General features: G+C 56.9%; 16 protein-coding genes, 1 tRNA gene and 1 pseudogene. 4 read left to right on the top strand and 14 right to left on the bottom strand.

Annotated features, from left to right (window positions below; translation table 11 throughout):
- Positions 1 to 91 precede the first annotated feature (91 nt).
- The 3 genes from AB7M26_RS28320 to AB7M26_RS28330 form a co-directional block, all read right to left on the bottom strand.
- On the bottom strand, positions 92 to 754 hold the full coding sequence (locus AB7M26_RS28320) for a class I SAM-dependent methyltransferase (protein WP_123499042.1): 663 nt from the start codon (positions 752 to 754) through the stop codon (positions 92 to 94).
- 73 nt (positions 755 to 827) lie between these two features.
- Complete coding sequence (locus tag AB7M26_RS28325) at positions 828 to 2,477, bottom strand: phosphoethanolamine transferase (protein WP_123499044.1); 1,650 nt, start codon at positions 2,475 to 2,477, stop codon at positions 828 to 830.
- Between the two features lie 172 nt (positions 2,478 to 2,649).
- Positions 2,650 to 4,032: a glutamine synthetase family protein gene (locus AB7M26_RS28330; protein WP_123499046.1), complete on the bottom strand. Its 1,383-nt coding sequence runs from the start codon at positions 4,030 to 4,032 to the stop codon at positions 2,650 to 2,652.
- 477 nt (positions 4,033 to 4,509) lie between these two features.
- Here AB7M26_RS28330 and AB7M26_RS28335 point away from each other — a divergent pair, with 477 nt between their 5' ends.
- A complete protein-coding gene (locus AB7M26_RS28335; RefSeq protein WP_123499050.1) occupies positions 4,510 to 5,697 on the top strand; it encodes a cyanate transporter in 1,188 nt (395 codons plus the stop codon).
- Between the two features lie 86 nt (positions 5,698 to 5,783).
- Positions 5,784 to 6,695 carry a DMT family transporter gene (locus AB7M26_RS28340; protein ID WP_123499053.1) on the top strand — a complete coding sequence of 304 codons (912 nt, stop codon included), beginning with the start codon at positions 5,784 to 5,786 and terminating at the stop codon, positions 6,693 to 6,695.
- Between the two features lie 6 nt (positions 6,696 to 6,701).
- On the opposite strand, the gene AB7M26_RS28345 is transcribed toward AB7M26_RS28340, so the two are convergent.
- The 6 genes from AB7M26_RS28345 to AB7M26_RS28370 are packed head-to-tail and all read right to left on the bottom strand — an operon-like array spanning position 6,702 to position 13,613.
- A complete protein-coding gene (locus AB7M26_RS28345; RefSeq protein WP_123499055.1) occupies positions 6,702 to 8,117 on the bottom strand; it encodes an amidase in 1,416 nt (471 codons plus the stop codon).
- Between the two features lie 2 nt (positions 8,118 to 8,119).
- Positions 8,120 to 9,460 (bottom strand): aspartate aminotransferase family protein, encoded by a 1,341-nt coding sequence (locus AB7M26_RS28350; RefSeq protein WP_123499057.1) that lies wholly within the window; start codon positions 9,458 to 9,460, stop codon positions 8,120 to 8,122.
- A complete protein-coding gene (locus tag AB7M26_RS28355) occupies positions 9,438 to 10,565 on the bottom strand; it encodes an aminotransferase class III-fold pyridoxal phosphate-dependent enzyme (protein WP_123499059.1) in 1,128 nt (375 codons plus the stop codon). The genes AB7M26_RS28350 and AB7M26_RS28355 overlap by 23 nt, the downstream gene beginning before the upstream one ends.
- A 9-nt stretch (positions 10,566 to 10,574) precedes the next feature.
- Positions 10,575 to 11,456 (bottom strand): TauD/TfdA family dioxygenase, encoded by an 882-nt coding sequence (locus AB7M26_RS28360; RefSeq protein ID WP_123499061.1) that lies wholly within the window; start codon positions 11,454 to 11,456, stop codon positions 10,575 to 10,577.
- Positions 11,431 to 12,999, bottom strand: a complete 1,569-nt coding sequence (locus AB7M26_RS28365) for an AMP-binding protein (protein WP_123499063.1) — start codon at positions 12,997 to 12,999, stop codon at positions 11,431 to 11,433. The genes AB7M26_RS28360 and AB7M26_RS28365 overlap by 26 nt, the downstream gene beginning before the upstream one ends.
- On the bottom strand, positions 12,996 to 13,613 hold the full coding sequence (locus tag AB7M26_RS28370) for a thermostable hemolysin (RefSeq protein WP_123499065.1): 618 nt from the start codon (positions 13,611 to 13,613) through the stop codon (positions 12,996 to 12,998). The genes AB7M26_RS28365 and AB7M26_RS28370 overlap by 4 nt, the downstream gene beginning before the upstream one ends.
- Positions 13,614 to 13,787: 174 nt before the next feature.
- Here AB7M26_RS28370 and AB7M26_RS28375 point away from each other — a divergent pair, with 174 nt between their 5' ends.
- Together AB7M26_RS28375 and AB7M26_RS28380 are read left to right on the top strand one after the other, a co-directional pair.
- Positions 13,788 to 14,723: a LysR family transcriptional regulator gene (locus tag AB7M26_RS28375; RefSeq protein ID WP_123499067.1), complete on the top strand. Its 936-nt coding sequence runs from the start codon at positions 13,788 to 13,790 to the stop codon at positions 14,721 to 14,723.
- Between the two features lie 294 nt (positions 14,724 to 15,017).
- The gene (locus tag AB7M26_RS28380) at positions 15,018 to 15,938 is read left to right on the top strand and encodes a LysR family transcriptional regulator (protein WP_123499370.1); all 921 of its coding nucleotides are present in this window, start codon (positions 15,018 to 15,020) and stop codon (positions 15,936 to 15,938) included.
- 9 nt (positions 15,939 to 15,947) lie between these two features.
- Here AB7M26_RS28380 and AB7M26_RS28385 read toward each other — a convergent pair whose 3' ends face one another.
- The 5 genes and pseudogenes from AB7M26_RS28385 to purC all read right to left on the bottom strand — a co-directional run bounded on the left by AB7M26_RS28385 (position 15,948) and on the right by purC (position 18,035).
- Positions 15,948 to 16,313, bottom strand: coding sequence for a 5-carboxymethyl-2-hydroxymuconate Delta-isomerase (locus tag AB7M26_RS28385; RefSeq protein WP_123499069.1), 366 nt, complete (start codon positions 16,311 to 16,313; stop codon positions 15,948 to 15,950).
- A gap of 86 nt (positions 16,314 to 16,399) precedes the next feature.
- Positions 16,400 to 16,537: pseudogene (locus AB7M26_RS28390) on the bottom strand (LysR family transcriptional regulator); the annotation flags it as partial.
- Between the two features lie 89 nt (positions 16,538 to 16,626).
- Positions 16,627 to 16,818, bottom strand: a complete 192-nt coding sequence (locus tag AB7M26_RS28395) for a YegP family protein (RefSeq protein ID WP_008074435.1) — start codon at positions 16,816 to 16,818, stop codon at positions 16,627 to 16,629.
- A gap of 330 nt (positions 16,819 to 17,148) precedes the next feature.
- Positions 17,149 to 17,238 (bottom strand) — tRNA-Ser (locus tag AB7M26_RS28400).
- 83 nt (positions 17,239 to 17,321) lie between these two features.
- The gene (gene purC / locus AB7M26_RS28405) at positions 17,322 to 18,035 is read right to left on the bottom strand and encodes a phosphoribosylaminoimidazolesuccinocarboxamide synthase (protein WP_007898671.1); all 714 of its coding nucleotides are present in this window, start codon (positions 18,033 to 18,035) and stop codon (positions 17,322 to 17,324) included.
- Between the last annotated feature and the right edge of the window lie 19 nt (positions 18,036 to 18,054).

Here is an 18,054-nt window from a genome sequence, read left to right on the forward strand (position 1 = left end):
ATATCGCCCCCGGCAATTTCCGCGCCTCCACTGAACAAGAGCTTTAGCGAAAATACCTGCTGGATCGCAAGAATTGTCTGACAGGAGGGGACTAACTGGCCTTACGCAGCACGTAGACCCGCATCCGCGCGCAACCCGGCAAGAAGTCCTGATGGCTGAGCAAGCGGAAACCCGCCTGCCTGAACTCGGCCTCAAGCTCGGCCTTGCTCGCCTGTGGCTGGACGTGTGCACCTTCCACACCCGATCGGCGCCGCGTGAAATGCGCATTGACTCGCACCGCCACAATCACCGTATCGCGACTGACCCGATGGAACTCGCCCAGCAGGGCCAACCGATGCTCAGGACTGGCGATATGTTGAAACAATTGCATGCAAAAAATGCAGTCCACCGCGTTCGCCGACAAACCGATGGTGAAGGCCGAACTCTGAAAGGTCTTGACCCGCTCCAGCAGGTGCTGCGGATGGTGGGTGCGGGCGTGATCGAGCATATCCTGAGACGGATCGCTCGCAAGAATCACCCGATTCGCATGCTCGGCCAGTATCGACCAGAAGCGCCCGACACCGCAGGCTACATCAAGAATCAATCCCGGTTCGCCAGCAACCTGAAGCGCATTACGCACCAGTTGCTCGTCGCGCCAGAACGTCAAACGCCCCGCCAGCCCACGCGGTCGCGACTGAAGGCAGACGCGGGCATGTTCCTGATCATAGCGCCGGGCGAACTCAAGCTCGATGGCGGATGGGGGCAGCGCGGACATGTGCAAGGGCTCTTGTTGGAATATCGACTGGCGGCAGGTTAACGACTGGCGCGTGAAAAAAAGGTCGACGGACTCATTTTTTGGCCAGCACACCGTCAATCACTGCGCCGCGGCAGCCGGCAAACATGTCCAGCCCCGGGTCGTAGACCTTGCTGTTGACCTCCAGCAGGCCAAGCATGGAATGGAACAGGTTGTCCTGGCTCAAGGGCTTTTCGCGACTCAATTGCAGGCAATGAGTGTCCACTGAGAACGACTTTTGATAGCTGTCGGAGAACCACGCCAGCATCGCTACATGCTTCTGTTGTTCCGGCGCCAGCATGTAAGGCGTGCCATGAAGGAACAGGTTGTATTCGCCCAGGGATTCGCCGTGGTCCGACAGATAAAGCATGGCGGTATCGACTTTATCCTGATTGCTGCGCAACAGATCGATCAGGGTCGACAGCACATGGTCGGTGTACACCAACGTGTTGTCGTAGCCATTGACGATACTTTCGCGGCTGCAATTGTTCAGTGCATTGCTTTCACACACCGGGGTGAAGTGTTCGTACTCTTTGGGGTAGCGCTTGAAGTATTCCGGACCGTGACTGCCCATTTGGTGCAGTACCAGCACGGTGTCTTTATCCAGGGTGTCGATGAAGTGCTGCAAACCTTGCAGGAGAATTTCATCGCGGCACTCGCTATTGGCACACAACGCCGGGTCTTTCAGGTTACTCACGTCGTCGACAGTGACCCGATCGCAAGTGCCTTTACAGCCCGACTGATTATCCCGCCAGATCACCTCCAGACCGGCGTGCTTGAGCACATCCAGCAAACCTTCTTCGTTCTTTGCCTTGCTGGCGTTGTAATCCTTGCGGCCCATGTTGGAAAACATGCAGGGCACCGACACGGCCGTTTCCGTGCCGCAAGAATGCACATCGGTGAAGGCGATCAGGCCGGCTTCCTTATCCAGTTGAGGGGTGGTGTCGCGGTCATAACCCAGGATGCCGAAATTCTCGGCCCGGGCACTTTCGCCCACCACCAGTACCGTCAGGGATTTACGGCCGTGGGTTTGCCAGACCGGGTTTTTCTCGGCATCTTCACCGAGTTTGACAAAGGGTTGCCGGGCAGAAACGACTTGCTCGCGCAGGTAACCGAGCGAGGCTCCGATGTAGTTGCTTGGCACCACCATCAGGCGCAATTCATGGTGATTGCGAAACAACGACGACAAGCCTTGATAGTTGACCAGGGCGACACCGCCGATCACTGCAACCGACGCGACACTTACCAGCACTTTACTTAATAACTCACGGTGCCAGCGACGGTAATTAACCGGCGTTTTCCACAACAACCACGACGGCAAAACTCCGAGAAAAATAATATAAACAAACAATTTCACGGACAGTAAGTCACGAACTTCTGTGGCATTGGTTTCTGCGAAGTTACGAAACATACCAGCGTCGATCAATACACCGTATTGGCTCATGAAATAGGCCACGCCGGCACTGACCAAAAAGATCAGCGTCAACACGGGTTTCATCACAGATCGAAACGCCAGCAAGGTCAGCACTATGTTGAAGGCCGTCAGGATCATTACCCCGAATGCAACACGCATGGCGATGCCTTGACCGTCTGCCACGGTGATAACGAACAAGTGTTGCCAGAGTACTGAATTGAACCCAGCCAATAAAAAGGCGCTGGCAATCAACGTCACCCATTCGGGACGCACGGCTTTGAACTTCAACATGATGATTGGCTGTTCCTGAAAGAAGTGTCCGCGGCAAATGTGAAAATTTCAGTTACCGCGACAACACAAATCTTAGGCAGCCGACCATCAATTTTTCGTGAAAAAGAAGCCAACGATTAGTTGGCTCATGGCATCAGGCTCAAACTTTCAATTTCAATCATGCAGACTCGTTTCAGGCCTGATGCAGATACCAGCGCCAGTCCTGCTCACCGACTTCGCCCATGAACTGCCGGTATTCGGCACGTTTCACCGCCAGATACACGCCAAGAAACTCACTGCCAAATGCTTCCCGCGCCCAGTTCGATGCCTCCAGCGCTCGCAACGTGGTCAACCAGTCGGTGGGCAGCAACTCCGTAGCCTGGGCGTACCCGTTGCCCTCCACGGGTGCTCCAGGGTCAAGCTGCTCGCGGATGCCGCGATGAATCCCGGCCAGGATCGCCGCAGCCGCCAGGTACGGGTTGGCGTCGGCACCACAGATGCGGTGCTCGATATGCCGGGAGAATGCCGGCCCACCGGGCACCCGCAAACTCACGGTGCGATTGTCCACGCCCCAGGTGGCCGCCAGTGGTGCGTAGCTGTTGGTCTGGAAACGACGGTACGAGTTGGCGTTCGGACAGAACAGCAGCAACGAATCCAGCAACGTGCTGAGCATTCCGCCGACCGCTTGTTTAAGCAGCGGCGTGCCGTCCGGGGCTTCGCTGGCGAACAGGTTATTGCCCTCCTTGTCCGCCAGGCTGACGTGCATGTGCATGCCGGTGCCGGCCAGATCATCAAAAGGCTTGGCCATGAAGCAGGCCGCCATCCCATGCTTGTGGGCCACGCCCTTGACCAATCGTTTGTAGCGCACCGCTTCGTCCATCGCCTGCAAAGCATCGGTGCGGTGTTCGAGGGTGATTTCCACCTGCCCCGGCGCGTATTCGGAAATCGCCGTGCGCGCCGGAATGCCCTGCAGCTTGCAGGCGCTGTAGAGGTCGGCCAGAAACGGCTCGATCTGCTCCAGCTCACGTAAGCCATAGACCTGCGTGGAGCGTGGCCGCCCACCATCGACATCCCGCGCCGGCTGCGGCCGACCGTTGCTGTCGCGCTTCTGATCCAGCAAATAGAACTCCAGCTCCGCCGCCATCACCGGGTAATAACCGTCGGCCTGCAAGCCTTCGATGACCTTGGCTAGCAGGTGCCGTGGATCGGCGATGGTCGCGGGCATGCCCTCCTTTGGATGCATGCTGACCTGCACCGCCGCCGTGGGAATCAATCGCCACGGCATACGCTGCAAACTGCCGCTGATCGGGTAGGCGCGGCAATCGATATCACCGACGTCCCAGACCAGACCGGAGTTTTCCACATCGTCGCCATTGATGGTCAGGCCCAGAATGGTACTCGGCAGCGGCCGCCCACCCTCGTACACCGCCAGCAGTTCATCGCGATGCAGCAACTTGCCCCGTGGCACACCGTTGTTGTCGAGGATGAACAGCTCGAACATCTCGATATCCGGATTGTGTTCCAGGAAGGACAGGGCTTCTTCTTTCGTGGCGAAGTATGTCGTGGCACAGCTCATGGGAATTCTCGTCTATCCGCGTCAGGCAAACGCACAGGCGCCGCCGGTTTGATCCCGGCGCACAGCGCGGGACCTGTCAGAACAATCAGCGGGACAGGCAGGAATCCGGCGGGCGGGCGTGGCGGCAGTGCCACAATGCCCAGAAGGCCAGTTCGGAAGGGAGTGCAGACAGGCTTGGCGCGCTGGCAGGCCTGAATGGACGACGTGGCTGAAGGCTTGAAGTGGCACCAGACGCCCCCTCGTGTTTGATGCTGATCAGCCAGACGTCCATGGAAAAGACCGCAGTAAACAGATGCAAAGCAGCGTCACACGGGCAGATAAGCCGTTAAATCCAGACTTGATGAACCTTGGTTGCAGATTGGCTAAACATTCCTCCCGGTAACCAACCTAATTTCTCGATAGTGCCAGCGACTTTTCAGTTTGCCCCTGCAGGCTTGGAGCGGCCTAATCACACCCTTGTAAATTTGGGGTTCCGTTATGGAAAACGTTCGTACTACAAGCGCCTATGCCGGATGGCTGATGGTCAGCGTGGTATTGGTGGCACTGAACCTGAGGCCTTCGATGGCCGCTGTCGGGCCGTTGTTGTCGGCCATTCGCGGGGATGTTCCATTAAGTTTCAGTACCGCGTCGCTGCTGACCATGCTGCCCGTCATGGCGATGGGCCTGGCGATGTTCCTGGGAATGCGCATTGCGCAACGGGTTGGCGAACACCGCACCATCATCCTGTCCTTGTTGATCATCGGTGTGGCCACGGTTTCGCGGCTGTATCTGGACAGCACCCTTGAGTTGATCCTGAGCGCAGTATTGGCCGGGCTGGGGATCGCCCTTATTCAGGCGGTGATGCCTGTGCTGATCAAGTCACGCTTCAGCGACAACGTTTCGCTGTTCATGGGTTTGTATGTCACTTCGATCATGGGCGGCGCAGCGATTGCAGCATCGTTCTCGCCTTTCGTCCTGGCGCAAACCGGTAGTTGGCGGATGGGCCTGGCCATCTGGGCGCTACTGACGCTGGTCGCCCTGGCCTTCTGGCTTGCCCAGCGCTCGGCAATCGCGCCATTGCCGGCGGCCCCGATGGGACGCCAGGAGTCCTTCGTCGGTAACTCTCGGGCCTGGCTGCTGGCGATTTTCTTCGGTTTGGGCACGGCCTCCTACACCTGTGTGCTGGCCTGGCTAGCCCCGTATTACATGGAAAAAGGCTGGAGTGAACAGAATGCCGGCTTATTGCTGGGGTTTCTCACGGCCATGGAAGTCGTGTCCGGGCTGATAACACCCGCGATTGCCAACCGCAGCCAGGACAAACGCCTGGTACTGGTCGTTCTGCTGGCCTTGATCATGGCCGGCTTCTGCGGCCTGATCCTCAGCCCGGAAGGCTTTAGCCTGCTATGGCCGTGCCTGTTGGGCCTGGGCATTGGCGGTCTGTTCCCGATGAGCCTGATCGTGTCCCTTGATCACCTGGATAACCCGCGTCGTGCCGGCGGCCTGACGGCCTTTGTGCAAGGCATCGGTTACCTGATCGCGGGCCTCTCACCGCTGATTGCCGGGATGATTCGCGACCAATTGGGTAGCTTCGAATGGGCCTGGTGGTCACTCACAGCGGTGATGGCGGTGATGATTGTAATGGTACTGCGCTTCAACCCCAGGCAATACGCGCAGCATATTCAATAGTCTTCGAAGGTTCTGCTTTTCGTAGGAGCCAGCGGTGCGGCACCGTCGGCTCTTACAGGTTCGATCAAGCGCAGGAAAAGGAACTCATGAAACAAGTCGGTTTTGCAGAAGCTCATTGGGGCATGCTGATCTGGGCAATGCTGATCTCATCGTCGTTCTTTGCGGCGGCAGAGGTCAGCCAATCGATAGATCCAATATTGTTGACCGGGCTGCGTTTGCTGTTTTCAGCCTTGATGTTCTTGCCACTGCTGTTATTGAAAAATACGTCACCGATCTCGGCCAGAGGCTTACTGGCGCATGCGGTTCTTGGGCTGCTGCTGGCAACGTATTTCGGTTCGCTGTTTGAAGCGCTACGCCATACCACCGCGGTCAATACCGCAACGCTGTACACGCTGGTGCCACTGATGACGTTATTTTTTGAGGTATTGCTGCTGCCGAGCCCAAGCCTGAAGAGCCGCTTGCTGCCGATGTCGATTGCAGCGATCGGTGCCCTGCTGCTGACGCTCAAAGGGGCTGCTCCAGGCGAACTGCCTGCACTGTATCCGGTACTGGTCTTCGGCGTCGGCTGCCTGGCGATGGCGCTTTATTCGCCTCTGAGCCAGCGATTCAAGGTCAAGACCTTGAAGGGGCGTGACCCGGTGGCGATGACCTTCTGGAACATGCTTTTCGGTTCGCTGTTTCTGTTTGTGTTCTGTCTGTTTAACGGCGGTTGGCGCAGCGGCGCGCAGTTGTCGTCGAGCGATATGTTCTGGCTTGTATACCTGGCGCTGTTTGGCACCCTCGGGACATTCTGGCTGCTGCATCGGGCAATCGGGGTGATTTCACCGTCAACGGTGGTTTCCTACGTCTACCTGAACACCTTGTTTGTCACATTGTTTCACTGGTTCTGGCTCAGACAGCAACCGGTGTTGATAGAAGTCACCGGTGCCGTGCTGGTGGGTGTCGGCATGCTGGCATTGGTGATCACCAGCCGTACCGCCAAAACCGTTACAGCTTGAGATCCGTCAAAGAGTGACCGTGTCCAACGGGGCCACCGGACTCCAGCGCTCCAGTTCGCGCTCCAGGAAATTGGCCACGGCCAGCAGTCGCTCCTCCTGCCAGTGCGGCCCGACTATCTGGATGCCGATCGGCATCCCGTTGGCCGGATCATGTCCGGCGCGAATGACCACCGCCGGTGAACCGGAGAGGCTGAACGGAAACACAAAGGCATAGCGATCACGATCCTGCAAAGACTCGCCATGAGCGAACGCCACGTCCGGGAATACCGGGCAGATGAACAGATCGTGCTGATTGAAAAACTTCGCCAGGTGATAGCGAAACGTATCCATCAGAATCCAGTCGCGCTTCATTTCATCCACGCTCAATTCAACCTCTTCGCTCAAGCGAATCAACCCTGAGGTGGCGGACGTACAGGTCTGTTTGTTCATGGACTGGAACAGACGCTTCCAGCCACGCCCGGCATCCGCGCCCGTGATGAAAATCCGCCAGAGCACATCGCAGGCCTCGTCGAGCATCAGCGGAGCCGTCAGTGTAACCTGCGCCACCACATTGCTCAGGCAACTCTCGACCCGTTGCAGAACCTGCTTCACCGCCGGGCTCACCCGGGTCCTGGTGGACTCCCAGGACAGTGCGACACGCAATTGGGCCAGCGGCTGGCTGGCTGCGAACGGCACATCGACGGTGTCCGGATCGTGACCGTCAGCGCCGCTGATCAGTTGCCCGAGTAACGCCAGATCGTCGACATAACGCCCCATCACGCCAAACGCCGACGTCAGATGAAACAGCCCGGAGCGATCATAGGGAAACTGGCCGGTCAACGGCACGCGCCCCTGGGTCAGTTTCATGCCGCAAATACCGTTGAAATGCGCCGGGATCCGCACACTGCCGCAAGCATCCGAGGCCAGCCCGGCCGGCGAGCAACCGGCCGCGATGGCCGCTGCTTCACCGCCGCTGCTACCGCCAGCGGAGCGCCGCCCGTCATAAGGATTGAGTGTGCGGCCATACAGCAGATTGTCGGTTTCAAACGCCATGCACAGCTCGGGAACATTGCTGATCCCAAGGATGATCGCACCCGCCTGGCGAAGCCGGGCAACGACCGTGGCATCCTCCTGACTGGCCTCGCCCAGCAACTCCTTCAGGCCTCGCGACATTCGGAAGCCTCGCACATGGCAGACGTCCTTGATGGTCAGGGGGATGCCATGTAAGGGGCCACGGATCTTTCCGATGCGGGCCATATCATCGGCCTCCCGGGCCTGTCGACGCAGTTCGTCGACAGACTCCAGTTGAATCAAGGCGTTGATCTGCGGATTGCGTTCATCGATACGCTGCAGGTAGAACTCCAGCAAGTTGACACTGGTCAGCACACCGCGGCGCAGCAGACCGGCCATTTCGCGCAGGGTCAGAGTATCGGGATTGAACATACTCAGCGCTTCCCGTTGCTGCGCAGTAGCTTGTTGGGGATGTGGTACATGTTTCTGACCACCAGCGAAAACGCCTTGACCGCCAGCTTCGGACGCCGGGCGATCGCCTCAAGGGCTTCTTCGGTCATCGTCAGGACATGCCGAAGCGCTTCGGGCGTGATGTTCAGCGGCGGGTAAAACCGCAGAACCGGGTGCGCGGCTTTTTCATTCATGGAATGCCCGGCATGCACGCCACGCTTGCCTAATTCCATGCTCATCAGCGCTTCGTAGACCGAACCGCGCAAGCGCAGGCCGGTCATCAGGCCGACACCGGGCACATCCTCGACAATCTGCGGATAACGCTGAGCCAGCCGTTGCAGGCCATGGCGCAGCAAACCGCCATTGATCCGTGATTGCTCGACCAGGTTGTGCTGCTCGATGTAATCGATGGCGGCCAGTGCCGCGGCGCACGCCACCGGATGCCCGCCATTGGTCCGCTGGTCAGGCTCGATCTCGCTCAGCGGGTATTGCGTGGCCAGTCGCTGGCTGTACATCGCGCAGGCAAACGAGGTGTAACCGCCCGTCAGGCCTTTGGAGAGGATCATGATGTCCGGCACGACGTCGTCATACTGCACGGCGAACCACTTGCCACAGCGGCCGAAACCGGTCTGGATTTCGTCGGCCACCAGCAAGGTCTCAGTGGCATCGCACAGGGCGCGGATGTTCGCCATGTAACCCACAGGCGGAACCTGTAAGTGGGCGCCCCCCAGAATCGGCTCGACATACACCGCACGCACCCCCTCGCCTACCGCTCTCTGCAAGGCGGCGAAGTCACCGTACGGCACATAAGTCACTTCCGAGGCCGCGGTGCCGTAGCTGCGATGGTGCTGTTTCTGCCCAAGAATGCTCATCGCCGCCAGCGTCTTGCCATGATAGGAATCACTCATTACCACGATTCCACGCCGGTGCTGCTGCACCTTGAGCACATAACGCATGCTCTGTTCGATGGCTTCAGCACCCGAGACCATAAACTGCACATCCCCCCAATCACCCGGTACCAGATTCCGGAGGCGCTCGGACAATGCGCCTTGCAGCGGATGCACCCGCCCCTCCGGAATCCAGGCCATCTGGTTCAACTGGGTCTGCACCTGCTCACGCACCATCGGATTACGATGGCCGACGATGAACACCCCATAGCTGCAGGCGCAATCGATAAAGCGCTTGCCGGCATGGTCGGTGACATAGATGCCATCGGCGTCCTTTTCGACGCTGGTTTTACCCAGACGATAGAGCTTGGCCGCCGAGGCACTCCAATGCCGCTGGCAATCATCCAGCAGTTGTTCATGCGATAGAGTTAAGGACATGGCTTAAAGTCTCCTTGAGGATCCGGGATGCGCGCTGGATGTGTTCGGCTCGTGCAGTGATCGGACAACGCAGAATTAACTCGCGGCCACGGGGTGCACTGACATAGATGCCACGCTGATAAAGCTCCTCGCACAATTCGGCGGGTTTGAGATCGTCTGGCAGCGGCAGGCTGACCCAGGCACCGCAGGCGACAGCGCCGAATGAGGCGAGCGCTTGCGCCAGGATCTGCCCGTTATTGAGGCATTCTCTGGGCAAGTCGTGTGCCTGCACGTAATCCAGTGCTGCCATGGCGGCCACGCAGGCCATCGGATTGCCGGCCGTGGTGCTGCCATGTTTCGCCGGGCTGCTGCGACCATAGACTTGATAGGCCATCTGTTCGCTGCAGGTATAGGTGCCGACAGGAATCGCACTGCCGCCCAGTGGGCCGCCCAACACCACAATGTCCGGGGTGTTGCGATAACGCTGAAACCCAAACAGCGTGCCCAGGCTCCCTAGACAACTTTGCACGTCGACCGCGATGACCGGCACCGACGCATTGGCCGCCGCGACATACAAGTGATCGAGTAGCACCTGCTCTATCAGGCGCAAGCGACCGTTTTCATCAATCACGGTGCTGGTGTGGCAAACCGCGAAGCAATCGTTCCAGTCCACTTTATCCAGGTCGCGGACATGCCTGATCGCCACGAGCTCGAAGCCCAGGAAACGCTGCATCTGCAGATAGTTTTGCGGCGTGCTCAGGCAACGTCCGTAACTCAGCGAGCCATAGTCACCGCCCTGGACAACAACAATGGTGTTGCCCTTGGGCTTGAGACCTTTGCATAGTTTCAAGGCGCCTTCGAATGCTTCATCGCCGGAGCTGCACACATAAGAGCTGACCAGCGGTTGCGGTAGCAGCTCGGCCAGGCGCCGGCACAAAGCGATCAATGGGTCGGACATCAGCACTCGATTGGACAGCCCCATGTTCTGCGCCTGAAGGCTGACCGCGTCGATTACCGCCGGTACCTGAAAGCCAAACCCGCCGGCCAGATCGACTATCTGGCGACCGTCACCGTCGATATACGTCTCGTACTGACCTGAAATGATCTGCTTGTTATTGATCTTCATGAATAGGTCTCAGCGGTAGCTCAGGGCGTTGAAGATACGGCGGCGCTCATCAACGATGGCCTCACGACCGTGCATTACCCGACGGTTGTCGATCATCACCATGTCGTGGTCACGCCAGCCGACCGGGTAGGTGTATTGCGCGGAAACCTCGGCGATTTCGTGCAGGAATTCGCCGGGAATGGGCAGCCCGGACGAGGTATCGATCACTGGCACTTCATAGTTGAAGGACGGCCCGAGAATACTGTTGGCAAACGCCGGACGCTGGCTGAATTCGGAGACCAGAATCGCCGGGGTACTGAAGGCGTAGTGAATCGAATCATCAAGCGGATTGAAGGAGATCTGTGTCTGCGGATCGTCGCCGATGATCTGCATCAGATCTTCGATCCTGACCGCCGCCGGGTCCGAGAGCGCTGGCGAATAATGGCAAACCAGCCGGCGCCATTTGTCGCCGGCAACGGTGCGGCTGTAGCGAATCGGGTTGTCTTCGAAAAATGTGCGGCAGGCGGATGACAGCTTCGCCAGTACTTTCTCACCGTCGCACAGGGTGGTTTGCGAACCGGTGCGCGGCGCTTCCTGGCAATAAAACCAGGTGATGTCCGGCCAGAACGGTGAGTTACCATTTTCGCAATGCAGACCGATCGCCTGGCGGCCCGCATCCACCAACTGCGCGGCTCCACCGACCATGACACGAGCCGGGTCGAGGCTCAGTCGCGAGCTGTTCTGCTTCACATAGGCGCTGAAATCCTCGGGGTTGTGGATGCAGTTACGTAACAGGACGACGCCGTAATGCCCCAGCAAGTCGTACAGCTCGGCCTTGCCCAGGCTTGCAAAATGGCGCGGCTCAATAATGGATACATCGGGGCTTTCACAATGATAGGCAGGCGTGTTCATCAGATGCATTCCCTTGCAGATTGGCGAAAACAGTAGCGATGTCGGCGCGTTTTGGACGGCCGGTGACGGTGTAGAGTTGCTCGAGCAATGGATCATCCTTGGTCAGCAACCACAGGCGACTCGGGCGCTCGATGTCGGAAAAGCGCCGGGCTGACCAGCTGGCCAGCTCATCGCGATCCGGTGCCGATTCAACACACAACAACGCCACCAGCCCCTGGGCCTCATCGAAAAACACAGCGGCATCGCGCACACCGGGGTATTCGCGGTATTCCAACTCGACCTGTTCCGGGCTGACGTTGCGGCCATTGGGCAGGCAGATCACATTTTTCTTGCGACCGCGAACATAGAGATAGCCATCAGCATCCAGTTCTCCCAGATCCCCGGTGTCCATCCAGCCATCGTCGGACATCGAACAGGCGCTCGGATCCTTGCCCGAGTAGCCGCTGAACAACGAACTGCTCTTGACCTCAATCGTCTGGTCGGCACCGATGCGCACCTGAACATGCGGCAACGGCCTGCCCACACTGCCCAGGCGTTGGTGCTGCAAGGTATTCATACTGACGACCGAGGCGTTCTCGGAGAGCCCGTAACCCTGGAACACCGCAATACCATCCTCGGCGAGGGCATGCAGAATATCGATGCTGACGGCCGCGCCGCCGCAGGTTATATGCACCCCCGAACGCAGGTAACGAGACAGGCGCTCGCCTTGCGCGCCGCCTTGGGTCAATAGCTCGTGAAAGCGATTGAGCATCACCGGTGGCACCGTCAAGGCCGTCGGTTCGACCTGCAGGATCCATTCGATCAAGCGCTGCGGCGACATCCCCGGTTCCCCCAGCAGTGCTTCGCCTTCAGGCAGGAAATACACGGTCCCACCGGCCAGCAGCGGTAAATACGCGGCGGTCACTTGTTCCAGCAGCAGGCTCAATGGCACCAGTGACAGATAGCTGCGATGGGCATCGACCGGCATCCACTGGCGCAGGGAAGTCAATACCGCCCCCACCGCCGCCGTGCTCAGGCGCACGCCCTTGGGCCGACTGGTAGTCCCCGAGGTATGAATGATTTTGCAGATCCATGCACTATCGCCGTCCGGTTCTCGCAACAACGGCTGCTCCAGGGCAGGTTCACTGATACGCCTGAGACGGCTGTCGGGAAAGTCCAGCCTCCACCGCTCAGCCAGCGTCCGCTCGCCTGCGGCATCCACCAGAAACCCGTCACAACGCTCGGCAAGGTGTTCGGCCTGGGACTGACTGAATGCCAGCGGCAAAGGCAATGCGGTAATGCCGGCAAACAGGCAAGCCAGATCGGCAATCAACCAGTCACTGCTATTACGCGTCGCAATCCCCAGCACAACGTGATCGCCATGAGCGGCCGAGTCGAAGCGCCGCTGCAGTTCTGCCGCCAGATTCAGCGCCCGGGATTCCAGCTCGCCATAGGTCATGACAGCGGCGTGTTCCAGGCCGGTCGGAGCACAATCGATAGCGCAGACCTTCTGACGATTGACCTGCAATGCAAGCCGCAAGTCAGCAATGAAATGACCGCTCATGGCTGCGCCCTCGCCGGCAAATCGGTCGACAGCTGGGTGAACAAAGTACCGAGGGTCATAGCGGCGAATCGCGAACGTTTCGGGTCCACGCGGATAAAACCGGTGACAGGTAATTTCGAGTAGTAGGTACCCCAGTTCTTGCCACCATCGTCGGCCAGACGTTGAGGGTCCGCTGTGAGCAGCGGTTCGAAATCGATCTGACAGCTCTCCATCATTTGCCGGACCCGAGGTGTGACGGTGCAAAGCAAATATTGAGCCCCCATGCACCAGGCCAACAACGGAACCATGTTGACCATGATCATCCCGGCTGTCCGATGATGAGAAATCAAACTCCCTATTTCAGCAATAACTGATCGATCGATCATTTTTTCATAACGCTGGGACAGAATCGCTTCTATCGGTTGCGACAGGTATTGCTCCGAAAACAGTGTGCGATGATCCGCAAAAGTTATACCGGCGCAAGAAAGAATGCGCTCCTCACTGTCTTGGGTGACCGCAAAATACTGCGGGCTTGGCTCTACGGATGCCTTATAAGAGCTGCGAAACTTTTCTTTCACAACTTCAGTCGCCTGCATCCATAACGGCGTTTGACTTTCCGTGACGCGTACCAACACTTCGCCCTCCTATCCCTGGTCAGGGTTCTCTCTAAGTGGAACGAGAATATATTGAGGAAATCTCCTACAGACTATTTAAAAAACCAATTGCTTCCACTAATATATAAATAAACAACCTTGTCACAAAACACGACGTAACGTGACACACATGGATTTTCACCGAGATGGACCTTTATGCTTAATAGCAATCTGCTACGAAAACTGGATATGCAGGACCTTATGGTTTTCGTGGCTGTGTATGAACAAAGAAGCGTCACCGAGGTCTCCGAAACCCTCTGCGTCAGCCAGTCCACGGTAAGCTACTGCTTGAAAAAGCTTCGCACGAGTTTCGAGGACGAGCTCTTCATCAATACCCGCAATGGCATGTGGCCAACACACAAAGCCGCCACAATGTACAGCCATGTTCTCAAAATCCTGAAGAGCATAAATATATGCCATTCCGGACTACACTCATTCGACCCGGCGCAAAAAGAGATCACTTTTAATATTTGCGCACCTGAATATTTTGAACTTCTTATACTTCCAAACTTATTGAAACGCTTTATCGGCAGTAGTTTTCCGGTCATAGTAAATATCCAGAAACTCCACATAGACATCCCTAACGACGAACTTATGGATGGCCGTTTCGATCTGGCAATTTGTTTCGGGCCCAACTTTCATCACAGTGCTAAAAATTTGAAATCACAAGTGCTGCTGGAAGATGACCTGGTCTGCGTCGTCGATAAAGACTATGCGCCTCCAGAGGGCGAGTTCAGCCTGGACACCTTTGTCGCACGCCAGCATATCTTCCCGACTCCTTGGACTTCAGACACCAACATGGTGGATGGCTGGCTCAGCAAATTGGGCTACACCCGCCAAATTGTCGCACGAGCTAATAGTTACGTTGCGGCACTCAACATGATCCCCGGAACCGATTTTGTTCTCACTCTGCCTCGACGCATCCAGATGCTGATCAGCAATGAAGCCAGATTCAGCCATTGCAAACCACCGACGGGTTTACCGAACTTCACACTGGACATGTTGTGGAACGAGAAACCAGGTCAAGACAGCGCCAATAACTGGTTTCGCGAACAAATTGTCAGCGTGTGTGCGCAGGACGGATTACTGTAATAAGACTTCACTTTACTGACCGACAGCAGCCAAGTGTCTGGGCGTAACTTCAGCGCTTGGCCGGTGAGATACAGCACCTGGCACTCGATACAGGTCACCTTCGAGCAATCTGCGCTGATCCAGAAAATCCCGCCCCCCCCCCTCAGGCCAGTGATGTGTAGGTCGTGTTACCTACACGTTGTGTCCCACATCTGACAATGAAGCTTCCTACAAGCCATTTTCCTGGCACTATCGTTCCGTTATCCTGTTGGATCGCATTCAAAACAGGACAGGGAGTTCATAGAAATGGGTCACATGCTTAACAGCAATTTACTTAGAAAGCTCGATATGCAGGACCTCATGGTGTTCGTCGCCGTGTATGCACAAAACAGCGTCACCGCCGTCTCCGAAACCCTTGGGGTCAGCCAGTCCACCGTCAGCTATTCGCTGAAAAAGCTGCGCACCGGCTTCGAAGATGATTTGTTCATCAACACCCGATCAGGAATGCGTCCAACCTACAAAGCCACCACTATGCACGAGCATGTGCTGAAGATTCTGGAAGGCATCAACTTCTGCCATTCCGGTGCTCAAGCCTTTGATCCGACTCTAAAAGCCGTCACCTTCAACATTTGCGCGCCGGAATACTTCGAACTGCTGGTACTACCGCGGCTGTTGAGGAACTTCGACTTCGCCAACCTGCCGGTGATCGTCAATGTGCAAAAACTCGATACCGCTCCGCCCATCGATGAACGGCGTGACGACAGTCTCGATCTGGTGATCTGCGTCGGCCACGACTTTCAACACAGCCACACTGACTTCAAATCCCGGAGGCTGGTTGAAGACGAGCTGGTTTACGTCTTCGATAAACGCGTAACTCCGCCGCAATTACGCCCAAATTTGCGATCCATTGAACATCGTCACGTGCTCTCTCCACACAAGACCTTCGACACCCACAGTGTCGATCACAAACGACAGCTTATCGCGCAACCCGCCAGCTACAGGGCAGCCCTCAAGATGATCACCGGCACCGATCTCATCCTGACGCTACCGCGGCGCATTCAAACGCTGCTGGCCAATGACGCGGTATTCAGTCATTGCGAAGCATCAAAGGGCTTGCCAGGATTTATCCTCGACATGCAATGGAGCGAAGCCAGCGATCAGGACAGCGCCAATACGTGGCTTCGCGAGCAAGTGGTCAAAGCCTGCGCAGAACAGGGTTTGCTCTGCACCCCCTGACCTGATCTGTCAGAGTCCGATGGCCGTCTTGGTGTAGGACTCGCGATCAATATCCAGAATTTCCGCACACAACTGCACTTCTACGTTGGCCGGCCATTCGCACAAGTCCTGCAACACCGCCAACAGGCTTTGTGACAACTGCTTCTTGATCTCTGCCGAACGCCCGCTCAACAGTGCCAGCTTGATATGCACAAAAGCCCGCTCGCCCAGTGCGGTGCCAACCTTGAAGCTCTCGACCTTTACTGCACGGCTCTTGATATCGAGCTCGGCCGCAAACTGACCGGAAGCCATCAACGCATTGTTGAGTCGCATCAACGCCACGTCGGCATTCAGTTCGGGCAAGTTAGCGGTGTATTCCATGTGCAGGTGAGGCATAACGGGGCTCCTGTGAAGATTGGTAGAAAGTTCGTACATATAACACAGCGCCGCCCTGCTCAATGGCACAGCGGATGGATCGCTTTGGCGGTGTGAGACACCAACACCTGCGACCGCACGCAATATTCATCAAGGGTCAGCGGTGTGTCCAAGGCGTCTGCACGCAAAATACCGGGTTGGATGTGTCGCGGCAATTTGCGCTTGGCATTGACTGGCAGGCCGCGGCCCCCCGATCCCTGAAAATCCGGGACTTATACGAGCGTTCGGAAAATAAAGAAGCTGCTCTGACTGAGCAGCTTCACCGCCCTGGAGTCTATATCTCCTTGACCGGGGTCTGATCATGAGTCCCTTTGATCAAACTGATGGCATGCACGCAATCAGACTTGTTGACGTAAGCCTCCCCACTGGCAATCGTTTCATGATTCCCCGCCCGCAAACGCCAGCGCCATTGGCCCTTGCCAGTTTGTGCGATACCACGGGTTTGCCTGTAAATCTCAAAATACATTGATCGCTCCTTGCGACTGCTGATTACGACAGGTCAGTGACCTGCAGAACCAGAGTAGATGAGGAATATTGGCGGCAATGTCTTTCAATGTGAGGGGATATTTCGAAGATAACCTCTTGATTCACGAAGTGATCAACAAATACAGGGGGTGGTAATTAAAGCGACTCAGTGGAGGTACTTTTCTCGGGAACAGGCATATTTTTCTTACGCTGTTGAGCTGATTTATCCGACGCGGAAAACCTGAGGCAAATGAAGTGAAAGTGGCCGGTCGGAAAAATCCGCGCAAACGAAAAAGCCCCGTAGATTTTCATCTACGGGGCTTTTTATGTATGGCGGAGAGATAGGGATTCGAACCCTAGGTACCGGTGAAGGTACAACGGATTTCGAATCCGTCCCATTCGGCCACTCTGGCATCTCTCCAACGGCGCGCATCATAACAACACTTTTGCCGGAAGCGAACCCCCTAAGCGAAATTTTTCCGTGCTATCAGATGCTTGCGTCGATTAAAGCGGTACGCCCAGACGATTGGCGACTTCTTCGTAAGCTTCGATGACGTCACCGAGGCCCTGACGGAAGCGGTCCTTGTCCATTTTCTTGCCGGTGGCCTTGTCCCACAGACGGCAGCCGTCCGGGCTGAACTCGTCGCCCAGGACGATGGAGCCGTCGGAGAACACGCCGAATTCCAGTTTGAAGTCGACCAGCAGCAGGCCGGCGTCGTCGAACAGTTTGCTCAGGACTTCGTTGACCTTGAGCGACAGTTCTTTCATGCGAACCAGTTGCTCGGCGGTGCCCCAACCGAATGCCACGACGTGGGATTCGTTGATGAACGGGTCGCCCTTGGCGTCGTCCTTCAGGAACAGTTCGAAGGTGTAAGGGTTGAGCTTCATGCCTTCTTCGACGCCCAGACGCTTGACCAGGCTGCCGGCGGCATAGTTACGCACGACGCATTCGACCGGGATCATGTCGAGCTTCTTCACCAGGCATTCGTTGTCGCCTAGCAGTTTGTCGAATTGAGTCGGCACGCCGGCTGCTTCGAGTTTCTGCATGATGAAGGCGTTGAACTTGTTGTTCACCATGCCTTTGCGGTCGAGCTGCTCGATGCGCTTGCCGTCGAACGCCGAGGTGTCGTTGCGAAACAGCAGGATCAAGCGGTCAGCGTCATCGGTCTTGTAAACCGATTTGGCTTTGCCGCGGTAGAGTTCTTCACGTTTTTCCATGATGGGCTCCGCTTGCTAA

The organism is Pseudomonas sp. F-14 TE3482, from assembly GCF_053629455.1.

Coding starts and splice junctions, on each gene's coding strand:
- AB7M26_RS28395 (WP_008074435.1), bottom strand. CDS start 16,818: ATGTATTTTGAGATTTACAGGCAAACCCGTGGTATCGCACAAACTGGC.
- AB7M26_RS28330 (WP_123499046.1), bottom strand. CDS start 4,032: ATGAGCTGTGCCACGACATACTTCGCCACGAAAGAAGAAGCCCTGTCC.
- AB7M26_RS28340 (WP_123499053.1), top strand. CDS start 5,784: ATGAAACAAGTCGGTTTTGCAGAAGCTCATTGGGGCATGCTGATCTGG.
- AB7M26_RS28355 (WP_123499059.1), bottom strand. CDS start 10,565: ATGAAGATCAATAACAAGCAGATCATTTCAGGTCAGTACGAGACGTAT.
- AB7M26_RS28345 (WP_123499055.1), bottom strand. CDS start 8,117: ATGTTCAATCCCGATACTCTGACCCTGCGCGAAATGGCCGGTCTGCTG.
- AB7M26_RS28360 (WP_123499061.1), bottom strand. CDS start 11,456: ATGAACACGCCTGCCTATCATTGTGAAAGCCCCGATGTATCCATTATT.
- AB7M26_RS28385 (WP_123499069.1), bottom strand. CDS start 16,313: ATGCCTCACCTGCACATGGAATACACCGCTAACTTGCCCGAACTGAAT.
- AB7M26_RS28325 (WP_123499044.1), bottom strand. CDS start 2,477: ATGTTGAAGTTCAAAGCCGTGCGTCCCGAATGGGTGACGTTGATTGCC.
- AB7M26_RS28365 (WP_123499063.1), bottom strand. CDS start 12,999: ATGAGCGGTCATTTCATTGCTGACTTGCGGCTTGCATTGCAGGTCAAT.
- AB7M26_RS28380 (WP_123499370.1), top strand. CDS start 15,018: ATGCTTAACAGCAATTTACTTAGAAAGCTCGATATGCAGGACCTCATG.
- AB7M26_RS28320 (WP_123499042.1), bottom strand. CDS start 754: ATGTCCGCGCTGCCCCCATCCGCCATCGAGCTTGAGTTCGCCCGGCGC.
- AB7M26_RS28375 (WP_123499067.1), top strand. CDS start 13,788: ATGCTTAATAGCAATCTGCTACGAAAACTGGATATGCAGGACCTTATG.
- AB7M26_RS28350 (WP_123499057.1), bottom strand. CDS start 9,460: ATGTCCTTAACTCTATCGCATGAACAACTGCTGGATGATTGCCAGCGG.
- AB7M26_RS28335 (WP_123499050.1), top strand. CDS start 4,510: ATGGAAAACGTTCGTACTACAAGCGCCTATGCCGGATGGCTGATGGTC.
- purC (WP_007898671.1), bottom strand. CDS start 18,035: ATGGAAAAACGTGAAGAACTCTACCGCGGCAAAGCCAAATCGGTTTAC.